The organism is Fuerstiella marisgermanici (genome assembly GCF_001983935.1).
GTDB classification, from domain to species: domain Bacteria; phylum Planctomycetota; class Planctomycetia; order Planctomycetales; family Planctomycetaceae; genus Fuerstiella; species Fuerstiella marisgermanici.
The window spans coordinates 4,193,472-4,217,527 of record NZ_CP017641.1 but is presented as its reverse complement, the minus strand read 5'-3'; the positions used below and the strand labels follow the sequence as shown (position 1 = coordinate 4,217,527).

General features: G+C 56.3%; 13 protein-coding genes. 5 read left to right on the top strand and 8 right to left on the bottom strand.

The window, feature by feature from the left end:
- Positions 1 to 17 precede the first annotated feature (17 nt).
- Both Fuma_RS15765 and Fuma_RS15760 read right to left on the bottom strand, forming a co-directional pair.
- Entirely contained in the window at positions 18 to 1,817 is a 1,800-nt protein-coding gene (locus Fuma_RS15765) for an FG-GAP repeat domain-containing protein (protein WP_077024970.1), read from the bottom strand.
- A 163-nt stretch (positions 1,818 to 1,980) separates the two neighbouring features.
- Positions 1,981 to 5,025 (bottom strand): secretin N-terminal domain-containing protein, encoded by a 3,045-nt coding sequence (locus tag Fuma_RS15760; RefSeq protein WP_077024969.1) that lies wholly within the window; start codon positions 5,023 to 5,025, stop codon positions 1,981 to 1,983.
- A 259-nt stretch (positions 5,026 to 5,284) separates the two neighbouring features.
- Here Fuma_RS15760 and proC point away from each other — a divergent pair, with 259 nt between their 5' ends.
- The 4 genes from proC to Fuma_RS15740 all read left to right on the top strand — a co-directional run bounded on the left by proC (position 5,285) and on the right by Fuma_RS15740 (position 11,091).
- On the top strand, positions 5,285 to 6,100 hold the full coding sequence (gene proC / locus Fuma_RS15755) for a pyrroline-5-carboxylate reductase (RefSeq protein ID WP_077024968.1): 816 nt from the start codon (positions 5,285 to 5,287) through the stop codon (positions 6,098 to 6,100).
- Between the two features lie 394 nt (positions 6,101 to 6,494).
- Positions 6,495 to 9,110 (top strand): TolC family protein, encoded by a 2,616-nt coding sequence (locus Fuma_RS15750; protein ID WP_158521026.1) that lies wholly within the window; start codon positions 6,495 to 6,497, stop codon positions 9,108 to 9,110.
- A gap of 38 nt (positions 9,111 to 9,148) precedes the next feature.
- The gene (locus tag Fuma_RS15745; RefSeq protein ID WP_077024966.1) at positions 9,149 to 10,366 is read left to right on the top strand and encodes a class I SAM-dependent methyltransferase; all 1,218 of its coding nucleotides are present in this window, start codon (positions 9,149 to 9,151) and stop codon (positions 10,364 to 10,366) included.
- Positions 10,366 to 11,091, top strand: a complete 726-nt coding sequence (locus Fuma_RS15740) for a polyprenol monophosphomannose synthase (protein ID WP_077024965.1) — start codon at positions 10,366 to 10,368, stop codon at positions 11,089 to 11,091. Before Fuma_RS15745 ends, Fuma_RS15740 begins: the two co-directional genes overlap by 1 nt.
- Before the next feature lie 88 nt (positions 11,092 to 11,179).
- Here Fuma_RS15740 and Fuma_RS15735 read toward each other — a convergent pair whose 3' ends face one another.
- The 3 genes from Fuma_RS15735 to Fuma_RS15725 all read right to left on the bottom strand — a co-directional run bounded on the left by Fuma_RS15735 (position 11,180) and on the right by Fuma_RS15725 (position 16,404).
- The gene (locus tag Fuma_RS15735; RefSeq protein ID WP_229360932.1) at positions 11,180 to 13,084 is read right to left on the bottom strand and encodes a polyprenyl synthetase family protein; all 1,905 of its coding nucleotides are present in this window, start codon (positions 13,082 to 13,084) and stop codon (positions 11,180 to 11,182) included.
- Between the two features lie 210 nt (positions 13,085 to 13,294).
- A complete protein-coding gene (locus Fuma_RS15730; protein ID WP_077024963.1) occupies positions 13,295 to 15,169 on the bottom strand; it encodes a pectate lyase in 1,875 nt (624 codons plus the stop codon).
- 320 nt (positions 15,170 to 15,489) lie between these two features.
- A complete protein-coding gene (locus Fuma_RS15725) occupies positions 15,490 to 16,404 on the bottom strand; it encodes a metallophosphoesterase family protein (RefSeq protein ID WP_077024962.1) in 915 nt (304 codons plus the stop codon).
- Positions 16,405 to 17,941: 1,537 nt separating this feature from the next.
- Here Fuma_RS15725 and Fuma_RS15710 point away from each other — a divergent pair.
- Complete coding sequence (locus Fuma_RS15710; RefSeq protein WP_077028328.1) at positions 17,942 to 19,132, top strand: 3-dehydroquinate synthase; 1,191 nt, start codon at positions 17,942 to 17,944, stop codon at positions 19,130 to 19,132.
- Positions 19,133 to 19,180: 48 nt separating this feature from the next.
- Here Fuma_RS15710 and Fuma_RS15705 read toward each other — a convergent pair whose 3' ends face one another.
- From Fuma_RS15705 to Fuma_RS15695, 3 genes are all read right to left on the bottom strand, one after another.
- Complete coding sequence (locus Fuma_RS15705) at positions 19,181 to 22,942, bottom strand: hypothetical protein (protein ID WP_077024959.1); 3,762 nt, start codon at positions 22,940 to 22,942, stop codon at positions 19,181 to 19,183.
- Between the two features lie 84 nt (positions 22,943 to 23,026).
- Complete coding sequence (locus tag Fuma_RS15700) at positions 23,027 to 23,395, bottom strand: amidohydrolase (RefSeq protein WP_179954438.1); 369 nt, start codon at positions 23,393 to 23,395, stop codon at positions 23,027 to 23,029.
- Between the two features lie 5 nt (positions 23,396 to 23,400).
- Positions 23,401 to 23,934 carry an adenine phosphoribosyltransferase gene (locus Fuma_RS15695; protein ID WP_077024958.1) on the bottom strand — a complete coding sequence of 178 codons (534 nt, stop codon included), beginning with the start codon at positions 23,932 to 23,934 and terminating at the stop codon, positions 23,401 to 23,403.
- Between the last annotated feature and the right edge of the window lie 122 nt (positions 23,935 to 24,056).

The window sequence follows — 24,056 nt, the reverse complement described above, 5'->3', positions numbered from 1 at the left end:
GCCCTCCAAAGGCATGTTCAGCCATCGGGCTTTGTGCGGTTGAAACTTAAGAAACCGGTTGTTGCGTAAATGTCCAGCAATCCATCGCTGTCGAAATCTGCGAATGCGGGTGCATAGGCCCAGCCAACCGCGTTGATACCAAGCTGCTCGCTTAGCTCGTGGTACTGCTGCACATTGCCCGTCGTCGAATAGAGACGATTTCCAGCACAAGAGCCGACAAGCTGCTCATAGACACCATCGGGGTAATCATCCGCAGACACATTCGCGATGATTCGACGCCCCATTTTCGAATACATGTTTGCAATATAGATCTCAGGCGTACCATCTCCATTGATGTCACCCGATGCGACTCCCATGCTGGTAGCAAAGTCGCCAACGTCGGAGGAATCAGTGACGTCGTCGAATGTTCCGTCGCCCCGATTGATCAGCAGTGAATTCCTCGCAAAATCGTTTGCGACGTACAGATCCGGATAGTGATCGTCGTTTGCGTGCAGCCATGTCGCGGCAAAGCTATGGCGTTTTCCACTGGTGGCATTTGCGGATTTGGCCGTTTCCTCAAACTTTCCACCGCCGAGATTGCGCCACAACTGGTTGGCGGCCCCGGTATCGTCATCCCCAACCCATGCAGGTGGTTTTCCGTTATTAACCGCGTCAGCGTCTCTTTCACGTTGGTAAAGGACATACAAATCGAGCAGCCCGTCCGCGTCGTAGTCCGCAACCACGCACCCCATGGGATTGAACGCGAATTTTGCACCGCCGTTTTCAGCCAAAGGTTCGAAGCGACGGCCTTCAACGTTCCTGAAAAATGACTCACCTAAAAGCAGGTCGGGATCGCCATCGTTGTCGAAGTCGAACCAGCTGGCCAGATAGGCACGGTTGTTTGTCGAAATGGAACTCGGCAGGCCCAGCGATTCGGTCACGTCTACATACTGTCCAGGTTCCGGGTCCCATCTCAAGACAAACTGTTGCCCTTCTGCGGTGGCGGCCGCGATGTCCAGGAACCCGTCCCCGTCGAAGTCTTCGACTGCTGCCTGAAAGCGATACTGTCGCACAGCATTCACGCCATTCGTCCAGTTGTCCTCGATTGCAAGCCGATCCAGGCGGACCTGCGACGTGACTTCTTCCATCAAAGTCTGCTGACTCTTACGGAGTGACTCGGAATCGATTCGCCACGATTTGACAATTCGCCCGGCCTTGATCTCATCGTCATCGGCAAAGCGGCACTGCATGCGACCATGTGAGGTATAAGTCGTCGGCTCGCCAGACGCGTCCATACCGCTCAACGTAAGTAGAACGTCCAGGTCCCAGCTATCCGTCGGTCCTTCTTCCTCGACGCGTTTAATCTTCAGCACCCGTAACCGGCCTTTGCCACCGATTGGGACTGGCTCAATACTCTTCATGAGATGCTGTGAAAACCGTTCTGAATCGACGGCGGCAGCCCCATTCACTTCAACACTGTAGGTGGTCTCGACAATTGAAGATTTTTTCGTCGTCGATGGATCGGACTGCCCCGGCACTACTCCCGCAAAGTCTGTGCGAAAGAAACTGGCTAAACTGTCCGTTGAACGGTCCTGAATTCCAGCAACAAGCTTGCGACCGAAGTGGGTTTCGAGCTCGAATGTGACGTGTTCAGAATCCCAGATCGCCTTTTGTTTGTCAATATCCAGACCTGCAAATTGCTCATTGCCTGAACCAGCTAAATTCGCAGCGGTCTCAGCATCCTCGACATCTGCGGCCGGGTTCGGTTGCCACATCCACCAGCCGATGCCGGCGAGGCAAATTAGCAAAACGGCGATTGGCAGGCTTTGGCGTTTCATAGAAGAATCGACTTTGGGCAATGCAGGTACTCAGCGCAGCGCCTGACTGCAAATAAGTCCGAAACGCCACGTTTACTACCAGTGTACGGCGGTCCTTGTACACGGTCAACGCAACTACTTTTTCTGGCGTTGCTCGCACGCTGAAGCTGACATGAATTCATGCCTACTCACTCTGCCCCGGCTGAGCTCCGACGGGGACGCCGTTGACGGGGGGGCGGCCGTTTTTGCCTTTGGGTTGTTGCTGTTGTGAAGGGGACGGGCCGAGGGCTTTGGTTAGCTTTTCCTGGAGCAGGCCGATGTCGACCGACGGATCGATTTTTAATACCTGCACGGACGATGACTGATCGGCCGCTTTGTCCAGCTCCTCAATCAGTGCTCCTACGGTGTCCATTAGCGACGCGGTGGATGACACAACAAGCGTGTCCGATGACGGTTCGATGCCGATCGACAGTAGGCCTTTGAAGCGGATAGGCGAATCGCCGTCATCTTCGTCGCTATCTCCAAAGTACGAATACACTCGCGTTTGAGTTTTCTGCTCGCCGTTCTTTTCGAGCGCCTTGTCGTTGGAACTAAGCAGGTCGCGGAAGACGTCTTTGACGGCCTGAGCGACGGATTCCGCCTTCGCGTTTCGTAGCTTGAAGATTTTGGTGACTCGCACAGATCGCGTGTCGGCAGGTTCGGGCACGTCATAAACTTTGATCAGATCTTCAATCGTTTGAAGCTGACGACGGTCGGCATTGCGGACCAGAATGCTGCTGGTGAAGTTGTCGTAAATGAACTGCGGCTGGCGTCGGCTGCCCAAAGTCGATTTGCTGCTTTTGTTGCTGGTGGAGGGCATGAAGCCGTAGAACGGGCTGTATTGGATTCCGCTGCCGGATTCTTCGTCCGCTTCAAAGTACTCTTCGAGATTGATGGTCACCCATGACGGAGTGGCATATTTCAGGTAGAAGATTTTGTACTTCGGGGCGGGTCGCACCAGCTGCTTCATCAGATCTTCCATCTCGGCCAAGGCTGCGGCGTCGCGACTGCTGACAATTAGGTTTCCATCTGGTGTGACAGAAAACTTCAGCGGCGAACCGTGATCCATGGTGCGGTCGGCGGAGTCGTTATCGCTTCGCGAGCGGTCATTCGCTCGTTCGTCCGGAGCGACTGTTAGCACCGTGACGTTTTGTGGTTTGATCGACTTTTCCTGAGGTGACCAGCTTGGCTGGTTGCCGGGGCGTGCGGACGATTCACCAGCTACGGCATGTCGCGGTGGTGTCGCATCCGTGGCTGACAGCATTTCGAAAAACTCATCGGCCGAAACCCGTTCTGGAGTCACGCGCACCGCTTCGTTGCGCTCAACAGCTGGCTGTGGTTTTTGGGGTTCAGAATCTGATGCGTCATCTTCGTCCGTCGCCGGTTGCTTTTTCGGAATGTCGATCTGCAGTTCGTTGTTCCGTCGCCATAACTGTTTGATGCGTTCCATCACTTCACGTGGGTCGTCTTCGGGGCCCATTTCGAACACACGGATTCCGTTGTCGACTGCATCCGGATCGGGGATCTCGCCCAGCTTCTGCAGCAGCGTAAGAATTTCGCCCATCTCCACCTTGTTGGCATAGACCAAAATACGGTTGTTTTCGATATCGGGTTCGACTTTGAATTCCTTGGGTTCTTCCTTCTGCGGTTCACTGCCAAAGCGGCTGTAGAAACCGCCGTAGCGCGAATTCTGGTTTTCTTTCGGCGGTGGAGCCATCAGTGCCTGAATCGTGCCAGCGACGTATTCGGCATCCAGACGTCGCAGCGGAATGACTTCGACCTGACGGCCCGATTGATCCAGCTTTTCCACTAACGTGCTGATCGTCAGGTGATCGGCCAGGCTCGCAAAAGCGACGATGGATTTCTTATCTTCGTCCACCTTCAAAACGGTGCCGGGGCCCATGTCGCCCAGTTCCTGAAGCAGGTCAACCAGCGTTTGCGGATCGACCGTTTCCATTCGGTAGACTCGCATCTTGTTGATGTTCTGCAGCAGCGAATTCGATGCTTCCACCGGCACATCGATTTGTGAAATCGCTTTTTCGATGATGGCCATTTGGTCGGGAGCCGCCTGGGCCAGAATCATGTTCTCACGTTGGTTCAGTACCAGCCGCGTTTTGACAGGTTCTTTGCCGCCACCACCACCGCCCTTGCTGCCGCTGTTTCCCATGCGTTGCAACTGCTGCTGCATCTGCTGCATCATTGATGTGATCTGACGCGTATCCCCCATTCCGCCGCCTCGGCTACCGCCGCCACCTTCGTTTTCCATACCCAGCAACGTGCGCAGAAGGTCGATCACTTCGTTGGCTCGACGATGTTCTAAACGAAACGTGCGGACCAGTTGTTCCTGTCCGTCGTCCGACTGTTCGGACTGCAAGATGCGGTAGATGTCTTTTAGGCTGGCAGCGGTGTCCATCACTTCGATGCGATTTGTGCGACTAAGTTTGCTGATGCGACCGGCTCTGGACAACATGGGAGCCAGTTCCTCAACCGCTTCGTCCGCGATCAGCCAGTTCAGGTCGAATGACACTTTGCACAAAGTGTGATCCATCTGGTTTTCAAGATTTTCGGGTCTGACCCGAGGCACCAGCGACGACTTGATGTCGCTGGTCTTCAGGACGGACAACAGTTCACCATTCAATACCATGCAATAGCCGCGAGCCAGCAAGTGCCGGTTAATCATGTCTCGAGCTTCTTCAAGCGTATAGCTGCGCGTGGTTGTCAGGTTTAGTGTGTCGCCGGGAAGTTCCTGCCAGTCGAGGGACAGTTCGGAAACATCGGCCAGCCACTGCAGCACGGCTTCCCATGGCTGGCCCTTGAGGCTGAAGGTGACCTTGCCGGAATCTTCCACTTCCACTTCTTTGGCAATGGGGCCGGCAGGTTCTTCGGTCTTCATTGGTCGCTTGACCACTTTGGAATCCGCTTCGCCTTCTTTGCCGTCACCCTTCTTGTCGCCATCTTTTTTGGCATCGTCGGGTTTGCCGGAATCAGGCTTGCCAGTCGGCGGCTTCCCGGGAGTGCCGGGCTTCGCGTTGGCCGCTGAGGGCGTAGCCGTGGCCGGAGTTTCAACGACGACTGGCTTGCCGTCTTCTCCAACCGTCACGGTGCGTACGGTCTGGCCGAGTGCGGGGACGGTCAGCATGACGATTAACACAGGCAGCAAGGTGCCGGAAAGTTTACTACGTCTCGCCATGAGTTTGCCCGCCGCGTGTTGAGTCTGCGTTTGTGCCGTCGTCCAATACCGGATGGATTACCTGAGCGTCGCGATTTCTCTGAATTTCACGTGCTGTTTGCGACGAAATTTGCGATTCGCTGCCGATGGGTTGGCGAATTCCGCTGAGACCCGTCCAGAATGCTACTACACCATACCAGGGTGGTAGTGGAAACGACAGCCCTTAACTTCCAAACGCCGCTCTGAATCTTCGAACATCAGCCTAAAACTAAGCCTCAGCATGAAACCACATCACGTCAGAATCGGATTTGTCGGCACAGGCCGCATGGCAACGGCACTTGCCAGGGGCTTCACTCGAGAACTCGTGCCGACTGCTCAAATTTGTGGCGTCGATCCGTCAGAAGTTTCCAAACAGGCGTTCCGAACTGCAGTGGGGAAGGATGTGGTGGTGTCTGCAGCGGCAGACGAACATCTGAAGAATTCAGACGTCGTGTTTCTGGCCGTAAAACCACAAATGATGCAATCCGTTTTGGAAGAGCTGGGACCTCAGCTCACACCTGACCAACTGATCGTATCCGTCGCTGCCGGGCTGACCATTTCGCGATTGGAATCATGGCTGCCGGCGGGTAGTCGCCTGATTCGAGTCATGCCGAACACGCCGTGCTTGATTGGGAAAGGTGCGTGCGGGGTCAGCCGGGGCACGTTAGCGTCAGATGCGGACGAACAATTGGTGTCGACTCTTCTTAGCAGTGTCGGCGTGGTTGAGATCGTGGCGGAACATTTGCTGGATGCCGTGACTGGTCTTTCGGGCAGCGGACCGGCCTATGTCTTCCAGATCATTGAAGCGCTCAGTGATGGCGGCGTGAAGGTTGGCCTGCCGCGCGATATGGCCATTCGACTTGCCGCGCAGACTTTAGTTGGCGCGGCTGAGATGGTCTTACAGACCGGTGAACATCCCGCCGCATTGAAGGATGCTGTCACCAGTCCTGGTGGAACAACGATCGCCGCCTTGCACGAAATGGAACGCGGCGGAGTCAGAGCGGCTTTGATCAGCGCCGTGGAAGCCTCAACCCAACGCAGCGGCGAGTTAAGTTAGCAACGTCGCGCGGCAGTTTTTGCCGACATCCAGCGCTGCAAAACGACTGGACGTTTGTACCTCTTGTGGCTGCGCATCCGGTACGCGCATCGGCAGATCCTGCTGCCGGACGGCAATATTCTGCGCGGCGACAGTCTCCTTAACGGTTATGAGTCTGCTTCCCGGGCAAAGGTCGGATGAAGGTTCAGAATATCTTCAATCCGGTTCGCTCATCGTCGATGAAAAGATAGGTAAGGTCAGCGACTGCCTGCACAGGATGTGCGCACGCAGTGCAATTCGGCAACACGGTCTGAATCACGAATCAGACACGGCAGCAAGTATGGATATGAAAATGCCGCTCCGTAACCCAGCTGAAACAGCACAATCTCAACCGACGCGGCCAATGCGCCTGTCCATGGCAATGTCATTGGTCTATTCCATGGTGTTTTCGCCGATCCTGTTTTCCGGCTGCGCGGCGTCGAACCGTCAGTGGGAAAAGACGGTGAACAATGATACGACCGAGATCGACTGTATCACTCAGCAGATTGATAATCCGAATCCTCAGGTGTTCCAGGAAGTCAGTATGACTTCTGAGCCTGTGACCGCGTTGAGCGTTGCGGCAGACGAAATCACCTATGTCGATCGAACTTTAGATGACGTGTTGCGTCTGGCGATGCAGCATTCGTCTGTGTTGCGAGACATCGGCGGCATCGTGCTGCGTTCTCCCGACACGGTCAACACCGGCTATTCAACTCAGTTGCAGGAAACCGATCCTCGCTTTGGTATGGAAGCCGCCCTCAGTGCCTTCGACGCTCAACTGTCCGCGTCGTCGACTTTCAACAACAACAACCGCATCTATAACAATAACTTTTTCGCTGGCGGAACCACCGCGTTCACTCAGGACCTGCATGACTATCAGGTCGAACTGTCAAAACGAACGGCCACAGGTTCTTTGCTGGCTGTCCGCAGCACGGCACTCTTCGATGCCAACAACGCTCCGGCGAATACGTTCCGGTCGGCGTGGGACACATGGCTGGAAGGCGAAATTCGTCAGCCGTTGTTGCAGGGTGGTGGAGCAGAATTTAACCGCATCGCCGGTCCTGGTGCCACGCCCGGAATCTACAACGGTGTGTTGATTGCGAAAGCAAACGCCGACATCAACCACACTGAATTCATGGCGTCATTGCGAGACTACGTCAGTAACGTCGAAAACGCCTACTGGGACTTGTACCTGTCCTACCGCGAACTTGATGCTCGCAAAAAGGCGATGGAAAAAGCGCTTGTCGTGTGGAACAAAGCGAAGGCGATGGACACCGCCGGCAACTTTAAGATCGCCGATGAAGCTTTGGCTCGCCAGCAATATTATCAACTGAAAGCCGACGTCGATGACGCACTGTCCGGTCGGCTGCTACAGGGCACGCAAACTCAAAACGGTTCCAGCGGTGGTACTGTGCAGATGACAGGTGGCGTGCTGGCGGCTGAACGTCGGCTGCGTTTGTTGGTTGGAATGCCGGCCGCCGATGGCCAGTTGATGCGTCCTTCTGAAGAACCGACCATGGCGAACATCAGCTTCGACTGGCATTCCTGCATGAATGAGTCGATTCGGCAGCGGCCGGAACTGCAGCGGCAACATCTGAACGTGAAAAAACGTGAGATGGAATTGCTGGCAGCGAAGAACTTTCTCAATCCTCGACTGGACGCTATTGGCCGATACCGCTGGCGAGGTTTTGGCGACCATTTGATCGGCAACGACGGCGGCTCAATCACGGCGCCGAATTCGTCGCTCGGAAATCTGGCGGATGGCGATCAGCAGGAATGGACGGTTGGTGTGGAACTGACCGTGCCCATCGGATACCGCAAAGCTCACGCGGCCGTGCAGAATGCAGAACTTAAACTGGCTCGCGAACGAGCCATTCAGAAAGAACAGCAGCGTGAAGTGGTCAGCAACCTGAGCGGTGCGATCGCCGACGCCGTACGAGCCTTCCAGTCGCTGCAGAATAATTTGAATCAGTACCTCGCAGCCAGAGACTACTTGCAGGCACTGGAAACGCGCGAAGGCAATTCCATCAACGATACCACAGACCGAATTCTGGACGCTCAGCGACGTTTGGTGCAGGCGGAAATTCAGTTCTTCCGAGCTCGATCCGAATACGCCGTGGCCCTGAAGAATGTTCACTACGAAAAAGGTTCGCTGCTGCGGTACAAAGATCTGCGAGTTGCCGGGGCGACGGGATACGACGGAGCGATGCTGCAACAGGACGTCTACATGGAAGGCGAACCTCTGCCAGTCGAAACGCCTGTTGACATGACAAACGATCCAGCGTTCGGTTCACCTTCCACAACGGCTCCGCCCGCCACTGAAGCGGCTCCGGAACCGGTGCCAGCACCGGCACCAGAACTGCCCGACATGGCGAACACGCCGACTCCTGCCACTAAGCCCGTGCAAACGGCTCAGGCCACTCCAGCGGCCGCTTCGCCAGTGAACACACCGGCCCCGGCCGCGACATCGCAGCCTGTAATTCCTGTTGACGAGTTGGCTCCGATGCTGGAAGCCTCGCCTTCGGCTTCACGGATTGAGCAATCTACGAAACCAACTTGGCGTGAATCAACACGTAGCGCGGTGTCGGCAGAAGGTTCAACGTCGCGTCGTTCACGAATCGATGGTACTCGAGTTTCCATGCCCGTAGGTACAGCATCGAATAATGGAGTGGCACCAAAGTCTTCTGCAAAAATGACGTCGGCCACCGATTCCGGTGCATCGACAGACTGGAAGGTCCGTCAGTCGGACAAGCCTGCGTTCAATGCGGCCGAGACACCGACACACGCTGCGACAAAGCCGGGTACAGCCTCGCTAAAGCAGGTGTCCCTGTCCTCAACCGTGACAAAGTCCGACACAGCCGTTGATAATGGTGCGACCACGCCGCTAAGCTCTCACCGCAGCGCGGCACCGACGACACTCATCCGTCCACCGGTTGGCAGCACGTCGCCCATTCGCCAGACGGCCGGCAGCACGACGCCGCTTCGTAAATAAAACGATTCTGGTTCGTTGAAAAGCTGGTCGCTGGGTTTATGTCATCCGATGTTGAGACGTTTTTGCTGCAGTTAGAAACTGCATTTGCCAGCCGGTCAGTGCAGAAGGCTGTGCTTAGCAAGCCCGCGTCGAAGGCGAACGACGCCGTCCGTCGCGTTGACATTCGGCCGGTCAAGATTCGCGAACGGCTTCTTTATCAGTTTACGTCGCGCGAAGGCAATCAGGAACGGCACCGGAATCTGACGGCCGATGAAGCCGTGAATGAAATCCGCGAGTCAGCAGGCATTGCCTTTCGAGACTGCCTGCTGCGAACCGACTCAGCCGAATGGACGGCGCGGTTCAATAAAAAGGGACGCTGCCTCGTCACTGAACGATCCGTGCAAACTGAATCCCCTGTGGCTCCGGCTGAGCACAACAGACAGCGGCAATATTTGATTCCTGAGGATCAGGTCGTGCCGTTCCTGGTGGCAACAGGTGTGATGTCGAAGTCTGGTCGAGTGCACGCGAAGCACTACAGCAAGTTCCGTCAAATCAATCGGTACGTCGAATTCATCCGTGACATCGTGTCGCGTTTGCCAACAGAAGATACCCTTCGAATTGTCGATTTCGGTTCCGGCAAGAGCTACCTGACTTTTGCCGTTCACTACTATCTTACTGCTGGTCTTGGACGCAAGGTCCACATCACAGGTCTCGACCGGCGCGCGGACGTTGTTCAGACGTGTCAGGCAATTGCGTCAGAACTGAAGCTGACAGGAATCGCCTTCGAAGCGACCGACATCGCCGATTTTCAGCCAGCCGAAGACGTCCACCTTGCGATTTCGTTGCACGCCTGCGACACCGCTACTGATGATGCTCTGGCTGCCGCGGTTGCGTGGAATGCCAACGTTATTCTGGCTGTGCCCTGTTGTCATCACGAACTCGCGGCTGCTCTGCCAGCGACAGCCCACCCTGTGATATCCGGTCACGGAATTCTGCACGAACGGTTCTGCGAACTGACAACAGATGCCGTGCGAGCTCACCTGCTGGAATGCGTGGGCTACAATACGACCGTGATGGAGTTCATCGAAATGGAACACACGGGCCGCAATGTTCTGATCCGGGCGATCCGGCGTCCCGCAGACTCAGCCCCCGACGCGCCTCGGCAGAATTGGGAACGATTGCAGACGTTTTCCAAAGAGCTGTCTTTGCCACCGTTGCAGCTTCAACGCAATCTTGCGAAAACCGGCGCGCTACGTTTTGATGAGACGGTCTCCTGATGCCTCGATTGCTATTCACGATCTGCACGTACAACGAAGTCGAAAATATCCGGCTGCTGATCCCCGAACTGCGCGCTGTTTCTTCGGACGCAGATATTCTTGTGATCGATGACAATTCGCCCGACGGAACCGGCGATGTCGTTCGTGAATTCGCCGCTGCGGATTCGAAGGTCAGTCTGCTGCACCGGCCAGAGAAGCAGGGTTTAGGAGCCGCAAAAGTGGAAGCGTTTCGCTATGCCATAGCGGAAGGTTACGACCAACTGCTGAATTTGGATGCCGATTTCAGCCACAGCCCGAATCATATTCCGGCCATCCTGCAGTGTGCTGAAGATGCCGACGTCGTGATCGGGTCTCGCTATGTGAAAGGCGGCGGAGTTGTCGGTTGGAATCTGCGACGCCATCTTATGAGTCGCTGCATCAACCTATATGCACGCGTGCTGCTCGGGCTGAAGACGAAGGACAACAGCGGCAGCTTTCGTTGCTATTCCGTCAGCAAGCTGGCCGAAATCGACTGGGACCGAACGATGGCCAAAGGCTATGCGTTTGAAGAAGAAGTGCTCTACCGCTGCCACCGAGTTGGCTGTCGGTTTGTTGAAACACCGATCACGTTTGCTGATCGCCGTTTTGGTGTGACCAAGATCAACATGAAAGAGGCGGTCGTCGCACTCTGGGTCATCTTCCGACTCGGTGTGCAAAGACTTCGAGGCGTCCCGGTCCGCGCGTAAGCAACGTTTGTGCGACCACGAAAACGCGTGCCTTTGCAAGCAGGCTGTCAATCACGGAAGTCGATTTCGGGGACGGGACGCGTTTCGTCTACAAGCTGCCGATTGTCAGCGGCACAAACACAGGCTGCGCGGCAGGCGATGGCGGTGGATCACCGGAATCCGGGTCGAGGTGTTCAGCGGGCGTGGGGCCGTCGTCGCGGGCGAGCACCGTTTCGAGAAAGAACCGGAGCAGTGCCTGCACCTTCTCGTCTTCGATGTCTTCAACAATCGCTTCGGCTCGTTCCTGAGATCGTTCGACCAGCGTTTCCGCTTTATCGAAGACTCCGCAGCTGTTGAAGATAGCTCGCAGCTTGTCGATTCTTGCCTCTTCCGGCACATCGTCGAACTTGCCCGAAAGCACATCCTGCAAGGTCTGGCGTTGCTGTTCGTCCGCATCTTTCAATGCTAATGCCAGTAGTAACGTCGGGCGCAAAGCCAACGCATCCTGACCGCTGCGGAGTTTGTTATCTTTGTCGCCCTGCCAGTCCTTCAAGTCGTTCAGGATCTGAAAGCCGACGCCCACATGGCGGCAGAAGTTGGCCACTTCGTCGCCGGATGCCAGCGGGTGCTTCGCCATTCGTAACCCCGCGTACAAAGCGGCATCGAATGCGGGGGAGGTTTTCAATGAGTAAATTTGCAGCGCATCCAGCGGGGTGATATCCCAGTTGGGCGACTGCTGAAACGACATCTCCGCGCCCTGACCGTCGCACAGACGGATATGAGCCGTCGACATGCGGTCGGCCACGTCCATCGCGATGTCAGCGTCGATTCCTCGAGCAGAATGGATTAATCGGTAGCCGAGCCCAATCAGGTGGTCACCAATATTGATCGCCTGCCCGGTTCCGTGCTCGCGGTGCAGTGTTTCGCGACCGTATCGAAATTCGTCGTTGTCCTGAATGTCGTCGTGCACCAGTGACGCTTTGTGGAACGCTTCGATGGCCATCGCCACGCGAGCCACGTCGTCAGGAATCTCAGGCGTTGCATCACCTGCCGTCAGAATTGCGTCTCCGGACGCTGCATACCATGACGCCAGCGTGATGAACGGACGGAAACGCTTGCCACCGTTTTGCAACCAGTCGTACGAAATCGATTCTGTGAACGCGACCGGGCTGCTGTTTGCGGAATCGCCGTTCTTCGTGCGAACTCGCGGCAGCAATCGATCAAAGTCGACTTCGAACATCTTTGAGGATGCTCGCATCAGCGGCACGTAACTGGCCGTCGGCTTTTCGGGCAAAGGTTCGTATTTGTCGAGAACGTCCCACACCCATGCTTCGTCCAGCGTGGTGTTCATGCAGTCGCCTGAATGCAGCGGCACCGCGTAAGACGGCACGCCCGCGATCAGGATTTTGTCGATCGCTTTTTCCAACACATTCAGGCAGGCGACGCCCAGAATGCCGTCGATATAGCCCGATACGATGATCTTGAGAACAACCGGCGAACCTTCAGCCACCAACACCTTATAGCCAAGCTGTTCCGCTTTCACTTTGTAGTCGGCAATCGAGCACGCGCCGCAGCGTTCGCAGTCGAGACCGAATTCGGAGTATTCCGCAGGGCAACCTTCGGCATGCTTCAAGCAGTGAGGCAGCAGCAGCATGCGGCGCTCGAACGGGATCGCCAGGAATTGCTGCTTCCAAAAGAAGTTGCCGATCATCACCATGATGAAGCCAAGAAACTTCTCAGGGAGGCCAAGCTGATCCAGAAGCTCGCGGCTGTGTCTTTCGAGTTCGTTTTTGTTGAAGGCGCGCGATCGGTCGAGATTCTTCGCGTATTCTTCCGCGGCCAGTTTCAATTCTTCGCGCTGTTGCAGCGATTCCGGCACGGCCTTTAAGTGGCTGGTGCTGCGGCGTTTTCCCTTCTTGCGCACGGGCTTCGGGTCGTCGTCTAAATCGACCTGTCGTGAGGCGTGAGATTCGCTGCGCGGCGGGACGGATTCGGAAACCGATATAGTTGACACGCGAGACTCCTGCATGGCATTCGTCGTTCGGTGGAAGGATGATTTGAAAATGAGATCGGGCGGGCGTTACAGCATAACCTCGCGGCGGCATCGAAGTGCCGCACGAAGTCGAATTTGCGTCAGAAAGTGATCGACTCGTTCCCGGTCTGTGTTTTCACGTCTGCTGCCAATTTCTACTGTTCTGCGAGCGGCAAGGCGCTGGCAGTCGAATCAGGCGCCTTCCAGCACGTCACCGACCGCTAACGCCTTGCCGTTCGCGAAATACCCAGCCTCCGCGCACCGGCGTAATGCCGCCGTCGCAAATATGACCGGATACAGCTGCTCAAAATACCAGAGTTTGGCGAAATAGAAACCGATTGGCGACGGATCGGCGATGGTTCCGTCTTCAACACGGCCAGCCAGCCAGTTTGCCCCCGCCAGAACGGCCTTTTCCGCGGTCGCCGAACCGACCAGTGCCTCAATGGCGAGAGCCGTCTCTTCCGTCGAACCCGGCAATTCTTTGCGAGCTGACCAGCTGCCGTCATCATTTTGGTTGTCGAGGAGCCAGGCAATCGCTTTTTGAGTGTAATCGTGATTTTGAAGGCCGATTTCCTTCAACGCCAGGGTTACCTTTGCTGTTCCATACAGAGGGTTTTCGTCATTTGTATTGTGCTGGTTGCCAAACCATAGCGGCAGCCACGTGCCGTCGTTGGCCTGCGTCTTTTTGAGGTACTCAACCCCTTTTTGAATGGCCGTCTCGGTTTCGGCCGCCGTTCGGCTGGGAATGTTGGACACCTTCGCCTGCCATTGCACTAAGGCTCGCAGGACGTGTGCCGTCAGGTCGTTGCTGCTGCGGTCAAATGGCAATGTTCCCCACCCTCGACAGAATGTGGGCCAGCCGCCGTCTCGGTTTTGCAGGCCCAACAGCCAGGTTGCCGCGTTCTGCAGCGCAGCGACTTCTTCGGGCGAAAAATCTTCCCCAACTGCGCGCAGATTCAACACTGCAAGCATCGCTCCTGGAGTGTCGTCAGCATCGGGAACGCCGCCCGGAAGGTCCGTCCACGACCAACCGCCGGGTGGAGAATTGGTATAGGGGTGAGTCTTTTTGTATTGCTGCTTCAGCAACCACTCACGCACCGAATCGCGGGCGTCAGCATCCAGCGGCCACGTGTCCGCAGCTGTTTCGTCGGCATGCGGATCGCCAGCGAAAGCATTCACGCTTAGTGTCGTGACCCATGTGGTTAAGTTTGTATCAATCGGCCAGCTGCCGTCATCTCGTACGGAAGCAACAATGAATTCGAGGCACCGTTTTGTGACGATGTGGTCATGGTAGCCGCATCCAAGCAGACTCATGCAAACAAAACTGGTCAGCGGCGTCGCTTCCAGAAATCCACCGTTCGGCGGCTGGATGGATTCCAGAACTTTCAGCGAAGGCTGAGTGGCTCGCCGACGAATCCAGCGTACGATCGGATTCCAGTGACCGCGATGCCTGAAGATCACCTGCCCGATCGCAATCAAGGCGGGCAATGCGTAGCTCACGACGGGCATCCGCACGGCCGCGTAGAACTTTGCTGGCACGCACGATAATTCGAACGGAAGCGGAATCACGTGCTTCCAGTCAACAGTTCCGGCAAGGGCGCAGTGAGTCAGAATCGGAACGGAAAACGTGTGGTCTTTCCCATAGCGTTTCAGCACCGCGTCGACACCGCCCGCATCGTCGATGTATTTCCTCGATGCCGCCTGAAGGCTGGCAAACTCTTGACGGTCGGCCGCATGAAAGACCGCGTCGGCCAGCATCGTGGTCGAAATATTGCTGACACTTAAGACGGTGTCGCCCCACCCGCCGTCGTCGTTTTGGTTGTCGGCCAGCCACTGTAGGCCGCCGTCGATCAGTTGCTGGTACTTCTGGCGGTCGTCTTCGTCGCCGTCCGCCGCTTTTGCAGCCAGCGACAGCGCCATGACGGCCGTTGCTGTGGACAGCGCCGACGTCGAAAGTTCGCCTTCCCACCATCCGCCATCTGTGCGCAGATCCAGCAGCAACTGCGTGAGTTGATTACTGGCATCCACGAGGGACGTGCGTTCTGCGGTGTCGGCTGCGTTTTGCATGGTGCGATCGTGAACTCGTCATTCCTGTGAACTGAAGCCACCGGAATATCTGCCCGGCTGATTCATGTTCCGCACCCTACCAGAATTCTTGCCAAAATTCCGTTGTGAATGAGTCTCGGATTTCAGGTGCCGCCAGACGTCGACTTCTGCTGACGCTGTCAGAGACTTAGCATTTTTAAAGTACTCGCGTGATGGAACTGACGCAAGCAGTTCGAAATGACGGCGTCACGATCAGACAAGGAAGGTGTCGCTGCAAGAATTCAGGCATTGAACACCGACTGAGGTCGCCGTGCCAGCGGATTTGTGACCGGGCTTAGCGGCTACCAGGTGAGCTTATGCGTTTCCATGTGCTGCGGGTGATCGCTGTCGATGCTGCGCAGGCTGAGTTGCATGCCGGTCGCGTTCAGTGCCACGTCGACCCAGCCGAGAGGGCTTTTTTCGTTGAAGGTATAGCCAATCGGCGGAAGATTGATCAGGTGCAGGCCACTGTCGCGCTGCTTGACGCTCCAGCTATGCGTATGGCCGAAGACGTATGCTTTGACGTGGGGTTGAGATTCCAGAAGGTCAAACAGTTCGTTGGAATCCTGCAGCCCGGTGACTCGACCACCATCAGGCACATCAAACTGCGGGTTGTGGTGCCCGACGACGATCGCCGGCTTGTCACTGCGACTTTTTAAAGCTGCCGTCAACCACGAAAGCTGTTCTGCGCCCAGTTCCCCTGTCACGTTGTTAACTTTCTGCAGCGTGTCGGTTAGAAACCAATTGGCATGTTTGGTTTCGATCAACGACACGTGCTTGCCGTCCACGGCTGTCGATTCGTTTTCGTTGTCTGCAAACTGTTTGCGAAAAACGACTCGGTTATCGTGATTCCCCATGGCCATATGCAGCGGGATGCGAGCGGCCGGCAGGGGGGCCAGTAAAGCGGCCAATGTTTGATAGTCTGCGGGCAAACCGACATTGAAGGCGCAGTCGCCGTCAATGAAAGCCTGCACAGGCTTTTTCGGCTGAGCCAGAATGTCGGCGATGACATTCAGCAGGTTGGCGGACATCACTGAGCCGCGGACGACTTTTGTTGCATCGGCGTCAATGTGCGGGTCTGACAGCAGCGCGACGTGTTCGGGCTGGTCCTGCGATTCGTCGCCAGACGCGTTGCCAAATGTCAGCAGGCTGGCGCCAACACCCAACGACGTTTGCAGGAATGTTCGTCGGGGCAAACTGGCGAAATGAACGGGCATGGCAAATTCTGTGACTTCTTATCTGGTAGCGAAACTGCAGCTGATCAATTCTTCCGTGGGAAATTCCCTCTGTCAAACATGGGTCGGCGGTGATCTACTGAGCGCGCATAAAAAACGGTGGCAAGCCGGCCAGGAACCGGACATTGCCACCGTTCTTTTTAGTAACCAATCATTTCCACTCTGGCATCGTTTAGTGGTAGAACCGCGAGGTCGTTAGACCTTTGATCGCGAGTTCCGTTGTGAGCAGACCTCACATGCCTTTGTCGCCAGGGCGGAAATATGGGGCGTTAGCTGAGAAACAAGTTAAACATTGTTGACCGCTCTTTCAGTCTTTCCTGATCCGCACGAACCAGAATTTTCTGCGAGCCGCGGAACAGGTGGACTCACGACTTCCCACCTGTTCTCGCCATCAGCTCAACATTGTCTCAACTGCGTTGCCTTACGACTCTTCGTTACTTAGTTGCAACCGCCACAGACGGGAGCACAGCAAGATGGAGCACAAGCGTTGTTGCCACAGCCAGCTGGAGCACAGCAGGTTGCTTCGCAGCAGCCGTTGCCACAAGCGTTGCCGCAACCAGATGGTGCACAGCAGCTTGCCTGGTGACCAAGGCCACAACCAGCTGGAGCACAGCAGCTAGACTGCTGGCAGCATCGGCTTCGCTTGCACTTACGCAACTTCAGCTTAGGCATTTTGAACTTCGGCAGACGCAATTTTGGCATCTTGAAGCATCGCTTGCCACATCCACCACAGCCACAGCTCTCGCCGCAACCATTTCCGCAGCCGTTTCCACAGCCAGAGTCACAGCAACCATTTCCGCAACCAGCTGGAGCACAGCAGGTAGCTTCGCAGCAGCCATTGCCACATGCGTTTCCGCATCCGGCAGGAGCACAGCAGCTAGACTCGCAGCAAGGTGCTGGAGCACAGCAGGTTGGTTCGCAGCAAGCGTTTCCGCCGCATGCATTTCCGCAACCGGCTGGAGCACAGCAGGATGCAGCTTCGCCGCAGCCGCCACAGCCGCCGCCACCATTGTTAAACATGCCGAACAGTCCGGCGTTGGCGGTGCTTGCAACAGTCATAATGACCAGAGCCGCCGAAAGAGTAATCCCTCTCATTGTTCACTTCTCCTGAAATTGAGCTGAAGGGGGGAGGTTGAGGATTCCTGCTGAGCAAAACTTTGCGTTGGCAGGTTGTGTCCTCAATCCAGAAACTTGGGTAACACTGCGAGTTCTTTTCGAACCGATGGCCTGTTCTCGTGTATCCAATCACGCACAAAGTTTGGCTAGCGGTCGAACGAAGTATGCGTGTACCGGTTGTTCCGATTGCACCGTCGATACACCTTACCGGACCGGCGACCTTCCCGGTTTCGGACTCTTCGAACCGGGTTCGAAGCTGTCGAACCTGCTGGCTTTGCCCGTCGTACGATGGTTTCCAGCAAACTTTCTGCTTATGCTGGGGTATCCTCCCCACCCGGTTCTGGTTCGAGGCGGTTCTCGCCCGAACTTTCAGCCCTTGGCCTCAGAAATACGCAAATTCCTGATGACAGCTCAAGATCTCAGCCGGCACCAGCCCGCCGCCAGCGACAACAACGTAACTGTACCTTTTGTGGTGAAGTTCCAGCATCGCCTGCGATTTACCCGCGATCTGTTCGCCGCAGATTCGGAAACGCTGCTTGAACTTCTGGAAACGTCTGAAGGGCGGGTCCCGCGAGTGCAGTTCTGGATGGACGAACACGTCGCGAATGCGAATCCGGAACTGAAGCATCGCATCCGTTCGTTTTGCCAGCAGCACAGTGAAAAGGTTCGGGTTACGGGAAATATTCAGATTCTGCCGGGTGGGGAAGATGTTAAAAACGACATCCACATCGTCGAACGCATGTTGAAGTGCTTCAATCACGCAGATCTGGATCGCCGCAGTTATGTCGTGGCAATCGGTGGCGGCGCCGTGCTGGACGCCGTCGGGTTTGCGGCCGCAATCGCTCACCGAGGCATCCGGCTGATTCGTATTCCCACCACCACGCTGGCTCAGGGCGATTCCGGCATCGGTGTGAAAAACAGTATCAACCTTTTCCAGAAGAAGAACTGGGTCGGTACGTTTGCCGTGCCATGGGGCGTGATCAACGACCGGAAACTGACAGAAACATTGAGTGACCGCGATTTCCGCTGCGGCTTCTCAGAAGCCGTGAAGGTGTCGCTTTTGAAGGACGCCGACTTCTTTCGCCGCATTCACGAGAGTGCCGCTGATATCTGCGATCGCAACGAACCAGCGTGGAGCGTGATCGCGGAATCGGCCAAATGGCACCTGAAACACATTACCGAAGGTGGCGACCCGTTCGAAATGCTGGAAGCTCGACCACTGGACTACGGGCACTGGTCCGCTCACAAGCTGGAAACCATGACCGACTTTGGGTTGCGTCATGGAGAAGCCGTCGCGATCGGTGTGGCTGTCGATACCGTTTATTCCAGCCTGGCTCACGGTCTACCGGCCGACGATGCCGAACGAGTGCTCGATTGCCTCGATCGACTCGGCCTGTTGATGGATCACCCGGCACTGCACGATACGGAGACGCTGTTTGGCGGTCTGGAAGAATTTCGCCAGCATCTGGGCGGCCGACTGACAATTACGATGCTGAAACAGATCGGCTCACCCATCAACGTGCATTCGATCGACCACACTCTGATGAGAGAAGCGATTTCGCATGTTGCGGATCGAGTGACCAGCACGGCTTAAAACCTGCCCGCAAGCACTGCGGATGGCGCTGGTATGCGGACAGGCGTTCTAAGTTCTCGCCGTGCGGATCAATGCTGTTCGAGCCGATTGCATGCAGGCCAGCGGCAGTTGGTGAGCAGACTCGGAATTTTCCGGCGTGGCCCAAAGCTGCTTCCATTCAACCCACGGTAATTCGGATTCGGCGAATACGACCGATTCACGTGACGCGGGCTGCAGCCCATAACTGGCGGCCAACGATGGCGGCGACGGGCGGATCTGATGTCGTCGGTGAAGGTTGCAGATGATCTCGCGGTCGAACTGGCGATCGGGCCAGATTGCAAGACCCTGGTCGCAAACGTCGTAAGGATGGTGCCCGATCAGTCGCCGCTCCAGTTGCTCGCGGACCAAATCAACGCTCGCCTTCTTATAAAAGCCTCGCAGCGCCGTTTCGAAGCTGTGCAATTGCTCGGGGGTCACGAAATCCAGCCAGCCATGTTCTGCGACCGTGGCGACCAGCCAGCCCGACTGTTCCTGAAATAACAGCTGCAGGGGCGGATGTGGTGAGCCGGCGAGGTCCAGTTCTACCATCAGGCTATTCGACGCCGAATGCACCTGCCGACAGGTGACCTGTGAATCCTTCCAGACGACACAGTAGGACAGAAACTGAATCAAGTCGCGTTCCACGAATCGTCGAAAATCGCGTTCCACGTGTTCCAGCGATTCTCGAAACGCACGCCGTTCGCTGAAGCGGTGAAACGACGGCGGCTTGCGTTCGAGTCGGCGAAGTCGGCCGAACAGTTTGGGCAGCGTGCCTGAATGAAATCCCGGCTTTAGTAGTCGAGCACCCGTTTCTCCGTGAGACCCGATCGCGATCGGCTGCAGATAAGGAACGCGATTGGATGCATACAGCCGCCAGTTTTCTTTCAACTCCCAGACCAGAAATCCAAAAATTCCCGGCAGGAACAGAATGTTGAACCACGTGATCGTTTCTGCCAAAGCGACGCCGACATACGGCGTTAACACCCACAGCATGGCGTCGCGAATGACAAGAATAAATGGCAGGAAAATCTTGTGAGCCACCGTGACCACGGGAAAGTGCTTCACAGGGTGCAGCGTCGGTTCGATTAACAGATTCACATAGATACGGATCAGAAACGCCACAAACGACCAGACGACTCCCAGGCACGCCTTGGCTACGAGGCTGGCCCACGTTTCGCCACTATGAAATCGCAACCATTCATCGACGGCGTAAATGAATCGTTCAACGACGTTCAGAACCCATTTGAAGAAATCCATCACCCATTCGAATAACGCCACCAGAAAACGTGAGCGCAGATCGTGCCACACATTGGCCAGCCATTCTCCCGCCAGTTCTTCGGCATCGCGGCCCAACCGCGAATTGATAGCAAAGCTTAACAACAGCCCGACAATACCGACCATCTGCCACGATTGAGGGCTCAAGTTAATTTGAGGCACAAGGTCGAGCACCGTCGGCAGCGCTCGGCAGCCTAGCCACGCAATCAGAAACGGAGTGGTGATGTAGCGACGTAGCCGAGTCAGCCAGCGACTGCGCCAGACTTTGCGAATGATCGGTAGCCGCGCCAGCTTCATTGGCGTGTCCCAGATCACCGTGCGGATGATTTTCCAGACATAGCGCACAACGTTGCCGCATGTCTGCCGAAATTTCGGTAGATGAATCAACGCCATCAGCAGAAAGCCGATCGCGATGGACAGCGGCACTGTTTGCTCACCCACCCATTCGTACAGAAAATTGGGGGGCTCGTCCGGCTGGCCGACGCTTTCCTGACCAACCGTTTCTTCGTTGACGGCTTCAGAAGTCAATTCCGTTGCCTCACCATCGATCGACGTCAGTAGCGCCGTGACGACGGGTTTTTCCGTAGAAGTTTGTCCGATGTCGGTCGCGTCATCGGTGACGGGCGATGCATCGTCCGTCACGGCTGCTGCAACAGATTCGGTCGGCGCATCTGGGGTGTCGGCCAGCGGCGTCTCGCTTGTCGCGACATCAGTCGGCGAGTCTTCAGTTTCGATCGGGGAGTCGGAATCCGGTAACGTCGATTCGTCGACTGCGGCCTCATGTTCATCCGGAGTGCTGTGGCCAAGTCCCAGCAGATGGTGCACGCCTACCACGATAACCACCGCGCCTCCAAACGGGATGGCCAGAAACAGCGTGGCGAAGCGGCCCACGCGGGTTCCGAAGGCGAGCGAGCTGACGATTTGCAGCCACCGCAGATAGAATTCCCCTCGGCGGTAGACACCGTCGAGGCTCACGTCCAGCCGGTCGTCCGTGCGCAGAAGGTGGTCACCACGAATCAGGTCCCGTGGGTCCGTCAGGTCCGGAAGTTTCAGGTCGTTGCGGCTAATGGCGTCGCGGAGGTAGCCCATTGTGAGGTACCCGCGCAGTGTGATGCAGTCGAGTGATTCTTCGACCACTTTGTCGAAGGCCACCTGCTCAGGCACGCTTTTGGGCGTCAGGCCGACCTCAACAATCGTTTCCTGCAGAGCAGAACGCATGCGCTGCCGCATCTGTTCTTCAGCCAGTTCGGCCGCCGCGTGTAGCAGACGGGAAAGCCGTAGCCGCTCGGCTCCGGAAAGTCGGACATAAACCAACCGCGCTGCAGAACTGGCCAGGTGTTTGGCCATCATGACTTCTCGAAGATTGGTCAAAGGCCGGCGCAATGGCCGTTTGCCTCGAGATACAATCCACTTCACCAGGTCCACTTTGTAGACGGTGCGTTCGTGGTCGAGGCACACCTTCTGCAGGTCGTACAGCAGTTTCTTGTCCGAGTTCCAGAAGCCGTGAGTCGAGTTTTGCAGCAGTTCCCACATCGACTGCCGCCAGTCCTCCAGATCCGTTTCGCGAAAGTTCAACGCGGCCCGCAACCGAAGTGCCAGAGCCGCGATGTCTGCTTCGGCGTTTTGTTGAGCCGTTTGTTTTTCGTCTTCGGTGGATGCCGCTTCGACGGCTCGCATGGCACACACGGCTGCTGCGACCGTGTTACCGCGATCGCCCCATCGCGCGCGTTTGCGCACCAGTCGGTTGTATCGCCCGACGGAAGGTTGCAGTGAAATGCCTTCCGTCCAGCTTTGCCGCTCGCTGGCCACGCGAGCTTCGTCCATCATGTTGCCCGACGTCAGGTCCGGCTGAGTGGCTCCGTAAAGTTGAGTCTCGCGGAACAGCCGGTCGACATCCATGCGTTGCGACAACACCGCCAGAACGCGTTCGACGTTCGTTAATGACGGAAACCAAACGGCCAGCAGGTCGGGCGAGAACCGCGACAGCGTCAGAAAGACGGCTACGAATTCGCAGTAAGCTTCGACATACGATTCCGAATCGATCAGTCGCAATTCTGATCGTAAGACGGCGTGAGCTTCGTCGAATTCGACCTGGCCAACCTGGTCGATGCATTCCTGAATGCGGGCTCGAGTCAGCAAACCGCTGTCAATCTGCTCCGTCAGCGTCAGGTCAATGCAACCATGAAACAACCGCGCCCATTCCAACTGCATCAGATCCTGCAGCGGCTGGTTTTCCAGTTCGTGCTCTTCGGGCTGAGCGACCAGAATGGCCAGGTCCGGAAGCTGGCTGAAGTCGTCCAGTCCCAGTTCGTCGGGATGAGCGTATTGGCGGACGTCTATGTGGCGGACCACTAAGACGTCCGTGTGCGGAACGCGGGTTGATAGTCGAGCGTAGCCGTGGAGTTCGCGAATCACGCGCCGCACAACGCGCGGTTCCACAAGGAATGCCACGTCCTTCGCCTGCCGGATCGCTCGGCGCAGTTCGGGAATTCGAGATGTCACGGTGGCGGTGGACACGAGAGCGGCAGTCGTGGTGAAGGTCGCGCGGCAGGTTAGCTTGGTACTCTAACGAAGACGCCACGCAGCGCGAATCGAGCTACATCAGGCTTCTGCCAGCAGCGTGTCCGCCTGAGCCAGCAGATGCTCCATTTGCTCAACACTGTACAGAATCGACGTGACCGCCTGTTGGAAATTGGTGTGCGTCGAAGCGCTCCATGCATCCTGCTGAAACTGCTCGGCCGCTTTTCGCAGTTTTCCCAGCTTCTTACGGACGAACTTGAAATACACGGCCGGATCGTCCGTTTTCGTCTCAATCGCACGGCTCATGTCGAAGACGGCTCGGACAATGCCCATCAGTTCCGGATAGTCTTCGACTTCATCGCAATGCTTAATAAAAGTGCGCACCATCCAGGCGTGTGCCATCGTTTTCTGGAACAGGTCGACAAGTTGTGGCAGCGTGAATTCAGGCACGATGATTACTCGTTGGCGTCTTCCGTTTGGTATTCAATCAGGCTGCAGATGTCATAGTCGCCAAGGCGGCTGCGTCCGTTCAAAAAGGCTAGCTCAATCACAAACGCCGCTCCGACAACATCGGCCCCCTGCCGATTCGCCAGCTTCATACAGGCTTCGATGGTCCCACCGGTCGCCAGCAAATCGTCGACCAGCAGAACTCGATCACCTTTTTCAATGGCGTCTTCATGAATTTCTAACGCGTCTGAACCGTACTCGAGATCGTAATGCAGCGTCTCTGTCTTATGAGGCAGCTTTCCTGGTTTTCGTACCGGCACGAAGGCTGCGCCCAGTTCCATGGCCAGCGGTGCTCCAAAGACAAAGCCTCGCGCTTCGGCGGCCAGCACTGATGTGATGCCGGCATCGCGATACGGTTCGGCCATTCGCCGCATGACTTCTTTCATCGCATTGGCGGATTTTAGCATCGGCGTGATGTCGCGAAACATAATGCCCGGCTTCGGGAAGTCAGGAATCGACCGAATGTATGTTTTTAAATCCACAATTTCATTCCCTGTGAAGTTGCTGGTGAGCGGCGAGGCAGGTGTCAGTGGCAATTTTACGAGTACCCGAACAGCAGGCTTAGTCCGCAGGAATCATGGCAGATTCCAGTGTGATCGCAAGC